Annotated in this window: 9 protein-coding genes; 4 read left to right on the top strand and 5 right to left on the bottom strand. The window is 65.0% G+C overall.

Going from position 1 to position 13,254, the window contains the following annotated elements; translation table 11 throughout:
• Window positions 1–170: 170 nt before the first annotated feature.
• Both DPM35_RS16975 and DPM35_RS16980 read left to right on the top strand, forming a co-directional pair.
• Window positions 171–1,229: a Gfo/Idh/MocA family protein gene (locus tag DPM35_RS16975; RefSeq protein ID WP_112128390.1), complete on the top strand. Its 1,059-nt coding sequence runs from the start codon at window positions 171–173 to the stop codon at window positions 1,227–1,229.
• A 15-nt stretch (window positions 1,230–1,244) separates the two neighbouring features.
• Entirely contained in the window at window positions 1,245–2,243 is a 999-nt protein-coding gene (locus DPM35_RS16980) for an ABC transporter ATP-binding protein (RefSeq protein WP_112128391.1), read from the top strand.
• Between the two features lie 207 nt (window positions 2,244–2,450).
• On the opposite strand, the gene DPM35_RS16985 is transcribed toward DPM35_RS16980, so the two are convergent.
• From DPM35_RS16985 to DPM35_RS17005, 5 genes are all read right to left on the bottom strand, one after another.
• A complete protein-coding gene (locus DPM35_RS16985) occupies window positions 2,451–3,296 on the bottom strand; it encodes a fumarylacetoacetate hydrolase family protein (protein WP_112128524.1) in 846 nt (281 codons plus the stop codon).
• Between the two features lie 173 nt (window positions 3,297–3,469).
• The gene (locus DPM35_RS16990) at window positions 3,470–4,201 is read right to left on the bottom strand and encodes an SDR family oxidoreductase (protein ID WP_112128392.1); all 732 of its coding nucleotides are present in this window, start codon (window positions 4,199–4,201) and stop codon (window positions 3,470–3,472) included.
• 219 nt (window positions 4,202–4,420) lie between these two features.
• Window positions 4,421–6,796: an aldehyde dehydrogenase family protein gene (locus DPM35_RS16995; protein ID WP_112128393.1), complete on the bottom strand. Its 2,376-nt coding sequence runs from the start codon at window positions 6,794–6,796 to the stop codon at window positions 4,421–4,423.
• A 166-nt stretch (window positions 6,797–6,962) separates the two neighbouring features.
• Window positions 6,963–8,012: a deoxyribose-phosphate aldolase gene (gene deoC / locus DPM35_RS17000; RefSeq protein ID WP_112128525.1), complete on the bottom strand. Its 1,050-nt coding sequence runs from the start codon at window positions 8,010–8,012 to the stop codon at window positions 6,963–6,965.
• 191 nt (window positions 8,013–8,203) lie between these two features.
• On the bottom strand, window positions 8,204–9,031 hold the full coding sequence (locus DPM35_RS17005; protein ID WP_112128394.1) for a ferredoxin--NADP reductase: 828 nt from the start codon (window positions 9,029–9,031) through the stop codon (window positions 8,204–8,206).
• A gap of 219 nt (window positions 9,032–9,250) precedes the next feature.
• On the opposite strand from DPM35_RS17005, the gene DPM35_RS17010 reads away from it, so the two are divergent.
• Window positions 9,251–11,323 (top strand): hydantoinase/oxoprolinase family protein, encoded by a 2,073-nt coding sequence (locus DPM35_RS17010; RefSeq protein WP_112128395.1) that lies wholly within the window; start codon window positions 9,251–9,253, stop codon window positions 11,321–11,323.
• Between the two features lies 1 nt (window position 11,324).
• A complete protein-coding gene (locus DPM35_RS17015) occupies window positions 11,325–13,013 on the top strand; it encodes a hydantoinase B/oxoprolinase family protein (RefSeq protein ID WP_112128396.1) in 1,689 nt (562 codons plus the stop codon).
• Window positions 13,014–13,254: the final 241 nt, after the last annotated feature.

Consider the following 13,254-nt stretch of genomic DNA (forward strand, 5'->3'; position numbering starts at 1 on the left):
AGGGGAGGTAGGAGGTCGCCGCTCTATTTTCGACAGCCGCTGGCTTGAGTTCGGAGCAGCTCCCTCGACGATGGGTACGTTCGCGCCGACGCCCTACCTCCCCTTGATGGGGAGGTCGGCGCGAAGCGCCGGGCGGGGTGACACCGTCTCAAGAGAAAGTGGAGCAGTCTGTGAGCGATAAACCCCTTCGCGTTGTCGTCGCCGGTCTCGGCAATATGGGCCGCAGCCATGCGCTGGCCTATCACACCAATCCAGGCTTCGAGATCGCCGCGCTGGTCAACCGCTCCGACGTGCCGCTGCCGGACGGGCTTGGCGGCTACGGCATCAGGCGCTCCTTCGAGGATGCGCTGCGCGACGAGAAGCCGGATGTGGCTGCGATCGCCACCTATTCCGACAGCCATGCCGATTACGCGGTTAGAGCCTTCGAGGCCGGTTGCCATGTCTTCGTCGAAAAGCCTTTGGCAACGACCGTGGCCGACGCCAAGCGTGTCGTCGACGCCGCCAAGGCCAACGGCAGGAAGCTGGTGATCGGCTATATATTGCGCCACCACCCGTCCTGGATCCGGCTGATCGCCGAGGCGCGCAAGCTCGGCGGTCCATATGTCTTTCGCATGAACCTCAACCAGCAGTCCTCCGGCCATACCTGGGAGACGCACAAGCAACTGATGCAGACGACCTCGCCGATCGTCGATTGCGGCGTGCATTATCTCGACGTGATGCTTCAGATCACCGATGCGAGGCCTGTCGAGGTGCGCGGCATGGGCGTGCGCCTGACCGACGAGGTGGCGCTGTCGATGTACAATTACGGCCACCTGCAGGTGCTGTTCGAGGACGGCTCGGTCGGCTGGTACGAAGCCGGCTGGGGGCCGATGATCTCGGAGACCGCCTTCTTCGTGAAGGACGTGATGTCGCCCAGGGGCTGCGTGTCGATCGTCATCAAGGAGGGCGTGAAGTCCGACGACATCGACACCCACACCAAGACTTCGACCATCCGCCTGCACAGCGCCGCGACCGGGCCGGACGGCAGCTTCGCCAAGGAAGACCAGCTGCTGTCGATGGAGGGCGAGCCGGGCCACCAGGAACTCTGCGACCTGGAGCAGGCCTTCCTGCTCAAGGCCATCCGCGACAATATCGACCTCACCCGCCACATGGACGATGCCGTGAAGTCGCTCGCCGTCTGCCTTGCCGCCGACGAGAGCGTGCGCAGCGGCAACGCCGTCAAACTCTAGAACAGGAACGAAGCCGTGGGCTCGCTGAAGATCGAGAATGTGAAGAAGGCTTTCGGGCCGGTCGAGGTGCTGAAGGGTATCGACCTTCAGGTCAATGACGGCGAATTCGTCGTTTTCGTCGGCCCGTCCGGCTGCGGAAAATCGACGCTGCTGCGCGTCATCGCCGGACTGGAGGATTCGACCTCCGGTCGCGTGCTGATCGACGGGGCGGACGTTTCCGTCACGCCGCCGGCGAAACGCGGCATCGCCATGGTGTTCCAGACCTACGCGCTCTACCCGCATCTGACGGTGAAGAACAACATGGCGCTGGGCCTCAAGCAGGCCGGCACGCCGGCGGCCGAGATCGAGCGCCGCATCAAGATCGCGTCCGCCATGCTGTCGCTCGAGCCCTATCTCGAGCGGCGGCCGGCGGAGCTGTCAGGCGGCCAGCGCCAGCGCGTCGCCATCGGCCGCGCCGTGGTCCGCGAGCCGAAGCTTTTTCTGTTCGACGAACCGCTGTCGAACCTCGACGCGGCCCTGCGCGTCAACACAAGGCTGGAGATCGCGCAGCTGCACCGGCGGCTAAAGGCGACGATGATCTACGTCACCCACGACCAGGTCGAAGCGATGACGCTGGCCGACAAGATCGTCGTGCTCAACGCCGGCCGGATCGAGCAGATCGGCAGCCCGATGGAGCTCTACAATGCGCCGGCCAACGAGTTCGTCGCCGGCTTCATCGGCTCGCCGAAGATGAACTTCATCGACGGCGCGCGGCTCGGCGAAACGGCGAAGACCATTGGCGTGCGGCCGGAGCATCTGACGGTCGATACGAAGTCCGGCGCCTGGAAAGGCACGGTGGTGCATGCCGAGCATCTGGGCGCTGACACCAACCTCTATCTCGACTGCGAGAAGGCCGGTCTGATCACTGTGCGCATTTTTGGCGTGTACAATGCCGAGCCGGGCGCGACGCTCTACGCGACGCCGGATGCGGCGAAGACGTATCGGTTTGGCGCGGATGGGAAGGTGTTGAGGTAGGTGGTGCGACTTCTCCTTGTCCGCTTGCGGGAGAAGGTGGCCGCGACGCGGCCGGATGAGGGGTGTTGGAAGGATCTCGGAGCCGCAGAATAGGTGCTTAAAGCGCCTTATCTCCGCGCGCCTCATTTCTTCCAACACCCCTCATCCGTCTCGGCGCTGCGCGCCAATCCGCCTTCCCCCAAACAAGGAGATAAGGTAAGCTGGCGCTTACTCATCCGCCTTGAACGTCTGCTTCTGCTGGCCGAGCCCTTCGATGCCGAGCTCCACGACGTCGCCGGCCTTCAGGAACACCGGCGGCTTCATGCCCAGCCCGACGCCGGGCGGGGTGCCGGTGGAGATGATGTCGCCGGGATGCAGCGACATGAACTGGCTAAGGTACGACACCAGATACTTCACGCCATAGACCATGGTTTTGGTCGAGCCGTTCTGCATGGTCTTGCCGTTGACGGTCAGCCACATCTTCAGGTTCTGCGGGTCGGTGACCTCGTCCTTGGTCACCAGCCACGGGCCGGTCGGGCCGAAGGTGTCGCAGGACTTGCCCTTGGTCCACTGACCCTGGCGCTCGGCCTGGAAGGCGCGCTCGGAAACGTCATGCGCGACGGCGTAGCCGGCGACATAATCCAGCGCGTCGTCCTCCGAGACATATTTCGCCGTTTTGCCGATGATGACGGCGAGCTCGACTTCCCAGTCGGTCTTTTCCGAGCCGCGCGGGATCAGCACGTCGTCATCGGGCCCGACGATCGCCGAGCTTGCCTTCATGAAGATGATCGGCTCCGGCGGCACGGTGGCGCCGGTCTCGGCGGCGTGATCGGAATAGTTGAGACCGATGCAGATGAACTTGCCGGTGCCGGCGACGCAGGCGCCCAGGCGCGGCTTGCCGGAGACCACCGGCAGCGACTTGGGATCGAGCTTGGAGAGCATCTCCAGCGAGGCCGGATGAAGCGCCGTGCCGGCGATATCGGCGACATGAGCGGAAAGGTCGCGGATATTCCCATCCGCATCAAGCAGGCCGGGCTTCTCGCTGCCAGCTTCGCCATAGCGCAACAACTTCATCTCAACGTTCTCCACCTTGCGGCCAAAGGCCGGTTTTGCAAATTCCCATCAAAGCCAGCGGACCGTAGTCGCCGACCACACCGGCGGCAAGCGAGCCTGCTGCGATGCCGGCCAAATCGTCGAGATTTTCAGACGTTTCGATCCGATAGCCCCGCCGACATCCGCGCCTTTCGTCAGATCGACCAGCCGCCGTCGATGTTGTAGGCCTGCCCCGACGTGTAGGTTGCGCCGGCAAGGTAGACGGCGAGATCGGCGATCTCCTCCGGTGTGCCAAGCCGGCCCATCGGCTGGCGGGCGATGAAGGCCGCGCGCGCTGCCTCATAGTCGCCCTGCGCATGCATGCGGTCCTGCAGCGACGGGCTTTCGACCGTGCCGGGGCAGATGGCGTTGCAGCGGATGCCCTTGGCGACATAGTCGGCGGCGACCGCCTTGGTCAGGCCGACCACGGCCGCCTTGGTCAGACCGTAGACGAAGCGGTTCGGCACGCCTTTCTGCGAGCTTGCCAGCGACGCCATGTTGATGATCGAGCCGTCGCCGCGCTCCAGCATGCCGGGCAGCACGGCGCGGATGGTACGGATCATCGAACGGACATTGAGGTTGATCGCGAAGTCGAGATCCTCGTCCTTCATCTCCAGAATGGAGCCGCCATGGACGAAACCCGCGCAGTTGAACAGGACGTCGACCCGGCCGATCTCGGCGAAGGCGGAGGCGACGGCCGCGTCGTTCAGCACATCGAGCTTGCGGGTCTGGATGCCGGGCGTCTTGCCCAGTTCGGCCAGCAGCGGTTCGTTGATATCGGTGGCGTGAACGGTCGCGCCCGCCTTGGCGAAAGCCAGCGCGCTCGCCCGGCCGATACCTTGCGCCGCCGCGGTGACGACAACCACCTTACCCGCCAGATCCGCCATGTTTCTTCTCCTCGCTTGCCTGGAGCGTCCGCCTCTAATCGATGGCCGGCCCCGGTGTCGTGTGCCAGACAGCCGGCATCGTGCGGTCAGGCTTCCGCTTCACAGATAAAGATGTTTTTTCTCGTTAAAGAGCACGCGCACGAGCGTCAAGCCCGAACGCCATCACCTTCGCGACAGCGGCCGCAATGACTTCGCGCAGCGTGGTTCACACGAGAGGCATCAGTCGCCGTAAGGCACCCAGACGTTCTTGACCTCAATGGCGCGGCGCAGGAAGGGCTCGCCGGCGGCCTCCCCCGACGCCCAGTCGAGCGTGCGGCCATTGCCGGTCCAGACACGCTTGAGGTTGCCGACGGAGTCAGCCTCCGCCTTGGCGCAGGTGTCGGCATCGGCGAACAGCCAGAGCCCGTCGACATCGTCATGCTTGGCCAGCACGCCGGCAAGCTCGGCGCTGCGGCCGGTGACGATGTTGATGGCGCCGGCAGGCAAGTCGGAATATTCGATCACCTGGTAGAGGTCGGTGGCCAAAAGCGGATGCCGCTCCGACGGAACGGCGACCACGGTGTTGCCCATGGCGAGCGCCGGCGCTACCAGCGAGATGAAGTTGAGCAGCGGCTGGTTGTCCGGCGCGACGATGCCGATGACGCCGACGGGCTCATGCAGCGCCAATGTCACGACGCGGGCCGGTGGCTGATGGACACGGCCCTCGAACTTGTCGGCGAGGCCGGCATAGAGGAACAACCGTTCGATCGACTGCTCGACCTCCTCGCGCGCGGCCTTGGCCGTCACGCCGGTCAGCTGAACAAGGCGCGCGGCGAATTCGTCGGCGCGGCCCGAAAGGTTTTCGGCGAAATAGTAGAGGACCTGGCTGCGGTTATACGCGGTTGCGTCCGGCCAGGCCTTGCAGGCGCGGGCAGCGGCGACGGCGTCGCGGATGTCCTTGCGGTTGCCGAGGCCGACTTCGCCGGCCAGCTTGCCCTTGGCGCCAGCGACGGCGAGCGAATAATTGCCGTCCGGCCGGACCTGCTTGCCACCGATGAACAATTTTGCCGTGCGGTCGATCGCCGTGCCGTCGGCCTGCTCGACCGGCTGGGCCGAGCCGGCCGCAGCCGGTTTGATGGCCGGGCCAACGGGGAGCTTTGCCGCCAGATATTCGAACATGCCCTCACGGCCGCCTTCACGGCCGAAGCCGCTTTCGCGATAGCCGCCAAAGCCGCAGGCGGCGTCGAACATGTTGGTGCCGTTGACCCACACCACGCCGGCCTTCAATTGCGGCGCGACATGCAGCGCAAGGTTGACGTTCTCGCTCCACACCGAGGCTGCAAGGCCATAGCGCGTGTTGTTGGCAAGCTCGATCGCTTCCTCGGTGTTGCGGAAGGTCATGGTCGCCAGCACCGGGCCGAACACTTCTTCTTGCGCCAGAATGTTAGCCGGCGAAACGCCCGTCGCCAGTGTCGGCAGGTGATAGTGGCCGGAGGACGGTAAAGCGGCGTCCGGCTGCCAGCAGACGGCGCCCTGCTTGGCGCCTTCGGCGATCAGGCCCTTGACGCGGTCGAGCTGGGTGCGGTCAACCAGCGGGCCGATATCGGTGTTCTTGTCAAGCGGGCTGCCTACGCGCAGCCGGCTCATCCTGACCTTGACCTTGGCAATAAAAGCTTCCGCGATGCCTTCCTGCACCAGCAGGCGCGAGCCGGCGCAGCAGACCTGGCCCTGGTTGAACCAGATGCCGTCGACCAGACCCTCCACGGCGCTGTCGAGATCGGCATCCTCGAAGACGATGAAGGCCGACTTGCCGCCGAGTTCCAGCGACAGTTTTTTGCCCGAACCGGCGGTGGCCTTGCGGATGATCTTGCCGACTTCCGAAGAGCCGGTGAAGGCGATCTTCTGGACGCCCGGATGATTGACGATCGCGGCGCCCGCCTCGGGCCCGCCCTGGACGATGTTGACGACGCCCTTCGGCACGCCGGCGCGCTCGCAGATCTCGGCGAACAATATGGCGGTGAGCGGTGTGAATTCGGCCGGCTTCAGCACCACCGTGCAGCCGGCGGCCAGCGCCGGCGCGATCTTCCAGGCCAGCATCAGCAGCGGGAAATTCCACGGGATGACCTGGCCGACGACGCCGACCGGCTTGTGGTCGGGAAAATCCTTCGCAACCGTCTGCGCCCAGCCGGCATGATGGATGAAATGGCGGATCGCCAGCGGCACGTCGATGTCGCGGCTTTCGCGGATCGGCTTGCCGTTGTCGATCGATTCCAGCACGGCGAACAGGCGCTGGTGGCGCTGCATGGCGCGGCCGATGGCGTAGAGGATTTTTGCGCGGGCGTAGCCGGAGGAAGCCGACCATTTCGGCAGCGCCTTGGCGGCGGCCTGGACTGCGGCATCGATGTCGGCGGCGCCGGCATCCGAGACCTTGGCAAGCAGCTTGCCGGAGGACGGCTCGCTGGTCTCGAACGTCTTGCCGCCGGCCGCCGCTTTCCAGGCGCCGTCGATGAACAGCGCCTTGGAGAAATCGCGCGAGGCCAACCAGGCATCGGCCTCGTTGCGGGCTTCCGGCGCCGGGCCGTATTCCATGGCGTGATAGCGTTCGAGGATGTTCATGGGGCGCCTCCTTTACCCTCCCCCTTGTGGGGAGGGTCGATCGGCAGAGCCGATCCGGGTGGGGGTAAGTTGCTGATGGTTCTGTTCATTGGACAGGCAGATTCTGGTTTACGACCCCCACCCCGCCGCATTGCGGCGCCCCCCCACAAGGGGGAGGGTGGGTGCCTCACGCCATCGCGTGGCGATGGTTGGCCGAATAGTGACCGGTCAGATGATGCTCGAGCTGGCGTTCGATGTCGGTGAGCAGGCTGGACGCGCCGAAACGGAACAGCTCCGGTTCGAGCCAGGGCCGTCCGAGCTCTTCCTTCATCAGCACCAGCCAGTCGAGCGAAACCTTGGCGGTGGAGATGCCGCCGGCCGGCTTGAAGCCAATGAGATAGCCGGTCTCCTCGAAATAGGCGCGGATGGCGCGCACCATGGCAAGGCCGACGGGCAGCGTGGCGTTGACGCTCTCCTTGCCGGTCGAGGTCTTGATGAAATCCGCGCCGGCCATCATCGCTACCATGGAAGCCAGCATCACATTGCGCAAAGTGGCGAGGTCGCCGGTGCCGAGAATGACTTTCAGATGCGCCTCGCCGCAGGCGGCGCGCATAGCGACGATCTCGTTGAACAGCTCGCGCCATTTGGCGCCGTAGACCAGCCCGCGCGGGATGACGACGTCGATCTCGTCGGCGCCGTCCTTCACCGAGGCCTCGATCTCCTGCAGGCGGGTCGACAGCGGCGCCAGGCCGTGCGGGAAGGCGGTGGAGACCGCGGCGACATGGATGCCTGTGCCGCGCAATGCATCGACCGCGGTGGCGACGAAGGGATGATAGACGCAGACCGCGGCCGGCCGGATGGTTTCACCCGATATGCCGAGGCCCTCGACGATGTCCTTGCGCAGCGGGTTGATCGCCTTGGCGCAGAGCCGGCGCACGCGCTCGTCGGTGTCGTTGGAGTTGAGGGTGGTGAGGTCCATGCAGGCAATGGCGCGCAACAGCCAGGCGGCCTGGTTGTCGGCCTTGATCGAGCGCCGCTTGGTCAGGGTCGCCACACGGCGCTCCAGCGCCGAACGGTTGACGCTGCGCACGGATTCCAGAAAGCCGAGATCGAGCTTCATGCCGGGGTTGCGGGCGATGCCATGTTCAAGCGGCAGCGGCGTGTTGGCGGCGGCGCGCGCCGGCAGCGGCATCACCTTGGACGCTCCGGTGCCTGCTTCGCGGATCGTGCTGCTCATCTCCTGCCCTTTCGTTTCAGCGCGGTTGCGCTTCATACCTGCATGCGCGTCGTTGGCCGACAGGCACGAAGATAGCCCGCGAAGCGATGCTTCACGAGTCTTTCAAAGCGTCATAGCGGAAAAAGGCAGCTCAGGCAGCAGATTTTTGACCGTATGGTCAAAGCACCGATGTTCGCGGACTGCGGCGAGCCTCAGCCGACGAAAGCGCGCTCGACGACGAAGCTAGCCGGGTGGCTCAAGGAACCCTCCTGGAAGCCGAGGCTTTCGGCGAGCTCCTTGACGTCCTTCAGCATATGCATCGAGCCGCAGATCATGATGCGGTCGGTCTCGGGATTGAGCTTGTCGATGCCGAGGTCGGAATAGAATTTTCCGGAGCCAATCAGCGCGGTGATGCGACCCATGCGCGCCGATTCCTCGCGGGTCGTCGAATTGTAGAGCGTGACGCGGCCGGCGGTCAGCTCGCCGATCAGAGGATCGTTCTCGAGCGCCGCCACCAGTTCCTGGCCGTAGATCAGCTCGGCATTGTCGCGGCAGGTGTGGGTGAGGATGACCTGGTCGAACTTCTCATAGGTGTCGGGATCGCGCAGCAGGCTGGCGAAGGGCGCGATGCCGGTGCCGGTCGAGATCATGAACACGCGCTTGGCGGGCGTCAGCGCGTCGAGCACCAGCGTGCCGGTCGCCTTCTGGCGCATGATGACGGTGTCACCGACCTGGATCTTCTGCAGCTCGGAGGTCAGCGGGCCATCCGGCACCTTGATCGAGAAGAATTCGAGCTCATCGTCCCAGGCGGGGCTGGCAACCGAATAGGCGCGGAAGATCGGCTTCTCGGCATTGGGCAGGCCGATCATGACGAATTCGCCGGAGCGGAAGCGCAGCGACTGCGGGCGGGTGATGCGGAAGGAGAACAGCCGGTCGGTGTAATGCTTCACCGACACCACGGTCTCGGCGTAGACATTGGCCGGGATCGGGAACTGAAGCGGCCTTGCGCCGGCGGTGTTCAACGCGGATGTCGTGTTCATCAAACCCAACTTTCCGGCCCAGACAAACGCACTGGGCGCCAAACTTTCTCCTGCGCGCCGAACGGTCAGGTTCCGACGTGCCCGCTACACATTGCCAAGCGGTAAGCTCTTGTGTCCGAAACTTATTAGTATACAAATGATCTTGAGGTCAAGATGGCGACGTAAAATGCCTTTCCAAACCAAGGCATATCCGTAGTCCTGCTATTTCGGGTTTCGGCAATGATTGAGAAATTTTCGGCGTCCGCGGGAAGCGTCGTAGCAGGTATCGACGTCGGCGGGACTTTCACCGACCTGCTGCTGATCGACGGCAAGGCAGGCGGCAAGGTCCATATCGCCAAGACGCCGACCACGGTGGAAAACCAGGCGTTCGGCGTGGTCGCCGCGCTTGGCGCGACCGGCTTTCCGATAGACGGCATCGACCTGATCGTGCACGGCACGACGACCACCACCAACGCCGTGCTGGAACGCCGGCTGGCACGAACCGGCATGATCACCACGCGCGGCTTTCGCGACGTGATCGAACTCGGCCGCCGCACAAGGCCGCAGGCCTATGGCATGACGGGCACTTTTGTCCCCGTCATTCCCCGCGACCTCCGGCTCGAAGTGTCGGAACGGGTCGAGGCGTCCGGCGCCGTGCGCATTCCGCTGGATGAAGCCGAGATGCGCGATGCCGTGAAGAAGCTGCTCGACGCGGGCTGCGAATCCCTCGTCATCCATTTCCTGCATTCCTACGCCAACCCGTCGCACGAGCGGCGCGCGGCCGAGATCGCGGCGGAACTTTGGCCCAACGGCCACATCACCACCGGACATGCGCTGCTGTCGGAAGCGCGCGAGTTCGAGCGCGGCGTGACCGCGGCGGTCAACGCCTCGGTGCAGCCGATCCTCGAACGCTATGTCGAGCGGTTGCGCAAGGAGCTGGCGTCCAAGGGCTATGCCCGCGACTTCCTGATCATGAACGGCAATGGCGGCATGATCTCGGCCCGTTTCGTCACGCTGGAATCGGCAAAGACCGTGATGTCCGGCCCGGCCTCGGGCGTCATCGCCGCCGCCTATACGGGCAAGCGCGCCGGCTTCGGCAATCTCGTCACCTACGACATGGGCGGCACCTCGACCGACGTGGCGCTGATCCGCAATGCAGAGCCCGCCGTGTCGAACGAGATCGAGATCGAATATGCTATGCCGATCCATGTGCCGATGGTGGCGGTGCACACCGTGGGGGCCGGCGGCGGCTCGATCGCGCGCGTCGATGCGGCCGGGCTGATCCAGATCGGCCCGGAAAGCGCCGGCGCCAATCCAGGCCCGATCTGCTACGGGCGCGGCGGTGCGGAACCGACCATCACCGACGCCAATCTGGTGCTCGGCCGCCTGGCGCCGAAGAAGTTATTGGCGGTCGACAATCCGGTCACCGTCGAGCGCGTGACCGGCATTTTCGAGGAGAAGATCGGCAAGCGCACCGGCCTTTCCGGCGTCGAGGCCGCGGGCGCCGTGCTCAGGCTCGGCAACATGAAGATGGCGGGCGCGATCCGCATGGTCTCGGTGTCGCGCGGCCATGACCCGCGCGATTTCGCGCTGTTCGCCTTTGGCGGCGCCGGCCCACTGCATGCGACGGCGCTTGCCCGCGAGCTCGGCCTGCCCCGCGTGCTGGTGCCGGCGCGCCCCGGCATCACCAATGCGCTCGGCTGCGTCGTCGCCGATCTGCGGCATGACTTCGTCAACACGATCAACCAGCCTGTGAGGCTGCTCGATGAAGCTTCGCTTCACGAGTTATTGGAACGGCACCGTAGCGAAGGCGAGGCGCTGATCGCCAAGGAAGCGGTGAAGCCGGACGCGATCCGCGTCACGCATTCCGCAGACATGCAGTTCGTTGGCCAGACACACATCATCAACGTGCCGCTGCCGTCATCCTCGGTTTCACGAGAAACGCTGCAGCAATTGTTCGAGAAAGCCTATTTCGCCCGCTTCAAGGTCGAGCTGCCGGAAATCCGCGCCAACCTGGTCAACCTCAACACCTCGGTCACCGGCGTACGGCCGCAGATCGACCTGTCGCGACTGATCGACCCTGCGGGCCGCGCGGCGACGCTCGACGAGGCGCGGCGCGAGATCCGGCCGGTCTGGTATCACGGCGCCTGGCACGACACGCCGGTCTATGCCCGCGAAAAGCTGCCGCTCGATGCCGTGATCGAAGGGCCGGCGATCCTGGAACAAATGGACGCCACCACCGTGCTCGAACCCGGCGACCGGGCGCGCTCGGACGCGGACGGCAACATCATCATCGACATCGGCGAGGCTTGAAATGGCGAAGCTCGACACGATCACGCTTTCGGTGCTGCAGGCGGCCTTGCAGCAGGTCTGCGACGAGATGGACCTGACTTTCTCGCGAGCGGCCTTCTCGCCGGTCATTGCGGAAGCCAATGACCGCTCGGACGGCATCTATTCGGCCGTCGACGGCTCGCTGATCGCGCAAGGCAGCCAGGGCCTGCCGGTCTTCGTCGGCGTCATGCAATACTCGACGAAGACGGTGATCGAGATGATCGCCGACGGTCGTTGCCTGGCGCCGGAACCGGGCGACATCTACATCGTCAACGATCCCTATCTCGGCGGCACGCATCTGATGGATGTGCGCTTCGTCATGCCGGTCTATCGCGGCGGCAAGATCTTTTGCTGGCTGTCCAACACCGGGCACTGGCCGGATATCGGCGGCTCGGTGCCGGGCGGTTTTTCCGCCTCGGCCACCGCCGTCGAGCAGGAGGGCCTGCGGCTGCCGCCGGTGAAACTGTTCAAGAAGGGCGTGCTCGATCCCGAGATCTACGCCATCATCTGCTCGAACATCCGGGTCGCCGACCAGCGCATCGGCGATATCCGCGCGCAGGCCGCCGCATTGCTGATCGGCCAGGACAGGCTCAATGAAATCCTCGATCGTTACGGCGACGAAACCGTCGTGGAAGCGATCGCCGAACTGCGTCGCCGCGCCGCCGAGCAGATGCGTGCGTCGATCGCCGTCATACCGGACGGCGTCTACCGCTCGCAGGCCTTCGTCGATTCCGACGGCGTGGTGAACGAGCCGCTCACCATCAATCTCGCCGTCGAGAAAAAGGGCGACACGCTGACCTTCGACTTTGCCGGCTCGTCAAAACCCTGCGCCGGGCCGATGAACAGCGTGCTGGCGACGACCTTGTCGTCCGTCTACCTCGCCATGCGCCACATCTTTCCGGAAGTGCCGATCAGCGCCGGCGCATTCGAGCCGCTCAACGTCAAGCGGCCGGAGGGCACGTTCCTCGACGCCAAATACCCGCGCCCGGTCTCTGGCTGCGCTGCCGAAGTATCGCAGCGCATCGCGGAAGCCGTGTTCGCCGCGATGGTGCAGGCATTGCCTGAGAAGGTGACGGCGGCGCCCGCCGGCTCCAGCGGCAATTTCGCGCTCGGCGGCAACGACCCGGCGCGCGGCCGCGACTATGTCATGTACCAGATCTCCGGCGGCGGCTATGGCGGCAATGCCGGCCATGACGGCTTGAGCAATGGCTGCTCGACCATCGGCATCTCGAAATCGCCGCCGGTCGAGATCATGGAGCAGGCTTTTCCGGTGCTCTACCGGCACTACGCGCTGCGCGAAGGGTCCGGCGGCGCAGGCAAGCACCGGGGCGGCTTCGGGCTTGCCTATGAGGTCGAGATCCTGCGCGGCGAGGCGCGCGCGTCCTTCGTCATGGATCACGGCCGCTTCGGCCCGCAAGGCGCGCTCGGCGGCAAGGACGGCGCGCCAAACAGCGTGACCGTGTTCCGGGGCGGCGAGGCGCATGTGCCGCCGCATCTTTCCAAGGAGCAGGACATCGCGCTCAAGGCCGGCGACCGCGTGCGCGTCGGCACGCCGGGCGGCGGGGGCTATGGCGATCCCAGCCAGCGCGATCCGAAGCAGGTCGCCGAGGATGTCCGGCTGGGGTACTATACGGCAGAGCAGGCCAGGGGGATGTTTGGGGTGGACTTGTAGCTGATCGACGTGGCGGATAGGCCAAACGCCTAGGTCGAGTTCCCGCCAACCCCCCTCTGCCCTGCCGGGCATCTCCCCCGCAAGGGGGGAGATTGGCAGCTTCCGCCTTGGCGCTCTTTCTTCAACGCCGGAGATTGGCGAAGGCCGGGGTGACATCTAATCTCCCCCTAGCGGGGGAGATGGCCGGTAGGCCAGAGGGGGGTGCTGTCTCTCCAGCGTCTAAGGATGTCCACCCTATCGA

It is taken from the genome of Mesorhizobium atlanticum, from assembly GCF_003289965.1.
GTDB classification, from domain to species: domain Bacteria; phylum Pseudomonadota; class Alphaproteobacteria; order Rhizobiales; family Rhizobiaceae; genus Mesorhizobium; species Mesorhizobium atlanticum.